The organism is Mesorhizobium sp. M4A.F.Ca.ET.020.02.1.1, from assembly GCF_004022645.1.
Taxonomy (GTDB): Bacteria; Pseudomonadota; Alphaproteobacteria; order Rhizobiales; family Rhizobiaceae; genus Mesorhizobium.
In genome coordinates this window covers 1-570 of record NZ_RZOI01001350.1, presented here as the reverse complement: position 1 = coordinate 570, position 570 = coordinate 1, and the positions used below count along the sequence as shown (strand labels likewise).

At 69.8% G+C, this 570-nt stretch carries 1 pseudogene; it reads left to right on the top strand.

What is annotated here, in order from left to right:
- Positions 1-570, top strand: a pseudogene (locus EN742_RS37085) (glycine dehydrogenase (aminomethyl-transferring)); the annotation flags it as partial.

The following is a 570-nucleotide window of genomic DNA, read 5'->3' as shown; positions in this document are numbered from 1 at the left end:
GCCGGTGGCGTCGGCTTCGCTGCTCGACGAAGCCACCGCCGTTGCCGAGGCCGTCGGCATTGCCCTTCGCCATCACCGCGACAAACGCACCAAGGTGGCGATTGCCGGCACGCCGCATCCGCAGACGCTGGACGTCGTGCGCACCCGCGCCGAGCCGCTCGGCACAGAGGTCGACGGCGAGACGATCGACGACAACACCGCCGCGCTGCTCGTCTCCTGGCCGGACACCTTCGGCGTCTATGGCGACCACAAGGCGGCGATCGAGAAAGCCCGCGCCATCGGCGCGCTGGTCATCTTCATCGCCGATCCGCTTGGCCTGACGCTGACCGATGCTCCGGCCAAACTGGGCGCCGACATCGCCGTCGGTCCGATGCAGCGCTTCGGCGTGCCGATGGGCTTCGGCGGCCCGCACGCCGCCTATTGCGCCGTCTCCGACAAATTGACCCGGCTGATGCCCGGCCGCCTGGTCGGCCAGTCCACCGACAGCAAGGGGCGTCCCGGCTACCGGCTGGCGCTGCAGACGCGCGAGCAGCATATCCGCCGCGACAAGGCCACCTCCAACATCTGCAC